General features: G+C 79.5%; 1 protein-coding gene. It reads right to left on the bottom strand.

Annotated features, from left to right (window positions below):
* Positions 1-280 precede the first annotated feature (280 nt).
* Positions 281-712, bottom strand: a complete 432-nt coding sequence (locus IHE55_RS30445) for a hypothetical protein (RefSeq protein WP_232265552.1) — start codon at positions 710-712, stop codon at positions 281-283.
* Positions 713-1,362 lie beyond the last annotated feature (650 nt).

The raw sequence follows: 1,362 nt of genomic DNA, 5'->3' as shown, positions 1-1,362 counted from the left end.
TGGGAGGTCCGCGCCTGGTCACGCGTGAGTAAGGCCCCGACCTGCCGGCCCGGGGATGTCTCGGCGCGGGGCGTCTCGGCATCGGAAGAGCCGGCCTGCCGGCTCCGGGCCCGCGCCGGCTCCCCGGGGCGTCCGGCTGCCCCACTCCGGGTCCGGGGTCCGGGCACGGTGCCGGGGACAGCGGGGACCGTGTGCCATGCCGGGCGCTCCGGTAACCCGTGCCGCTCGCTCGCCGGCCCGGTAGGGCGAGCGGTTCGGGTCTCCTGGCCCACGCGGCTGCTCAGCCGGCCTGTGGCGAGCGGAGCAGTTCGGCGCGGCGGCGTACCGCCTCCAGGGCGCCGGGGCGGCGGCCGGGCACCTGGGTGCGCAGTTCGATGAGCAGCGGGGCGAGCGCGGCGGCCCGGTTCGGGTCGCGGATCTCCTGCCACTGGTGGTGAGCGCGGTCCACGGCCCCCTCCACGTCCGGGTGGCCGGGCGGCTGGCGGTTGCCCAGCCGGATGCGGGCGGCCGCCATCCACAGCTCACAGGCGCGGAGCGAGTCCCCGGCGAGCCGGAACAGGTCCGCCCGCACCTCCAGCCAGTGGATGGCCTCCGACGAACTGGGACCGTGGGCGCGCATCGCCTCCTGCTCCCACGCCGCCGCCATCGCCGCGGCCTCGCTGTGCCGTCCGGCCCGCGCGGCCTCCAGTATCGATGCGTGCGGATCGGACATCCGGCGGGCGGCCGGAGCGGGCGGCTCGGTGGGCTGCGGCGGGACCGACGGACGGGCGGGCACGGGCGCCGCCGGTGCGCCCTGCGAAGGCACCGTCGCGGCACCCGGTTCCCCGGGCTCTCCCTCCACCTCTCCCCGGCCCTCCCCGGGGGCGTGTCGGGGTGCGGGCACGGACGCCGGGGCCGGGGTCCGGTTCGAGGGCCCTGCCGGGGTTCGGGCCGAGGGTCGGGACGGGTCCTGCGGCTCGGCGGTGAGCGGGTCCCCGGTCGGCGCCGGCTCAGCGGTTCCGTCGGCCGGTGCCGGCTCGCCGTCTCCCTCGGCTTGTGCCGGCTCGGGCTTTTCGCCGGCCGCCGCCCGTTCGGGTGCCGTGCGGCCCGGAGGTTCGGCGGCACCGGCCTCGCGAGCGTCTCCGGTGACGGACCGTGCCCGTTGCGGGGCGTCGTCCGGCGCGGAGGGCCGCTCTGCGTCCTCCGCGGCTCCGGGACGCGGCCGTGCGGGGACCTCACCGGCCGGCGGCTGCTGGAGGGCGTCGCCGGCCCGGGGGCCATCGGCGGCGGGGTGACCGGTGGCAGGCACCGCGGTGGGGCGGTGGTCGGCGGCCGGGTCATTCGCCGGGGGACCGGCCGGTAGCTCCGCGGCGGGCCCGGACG

The organism is Streptomyces pactum, from assembly GCF_016031615.1.
Lineage (GTDB): Bacteria > Actinomycetota > Actinomycetes > Streptomycetales > Streptomycetaceae > Streptomyces > Streptomyces pactus.
Note: the sequence above shows the minus strand (reverse complement) of the source record. Positions and strands in the feature narration are given on the sequence as shown.

Coding starts and splice junctions, on each gene's coding strand:
- IHE55_RS30445 (WP_232265552.1), bottom strand. CDS start 712: ATGTCCGATCCGCACGCATCGATACTGGAGGCCGCGCGGGCCGGACGG.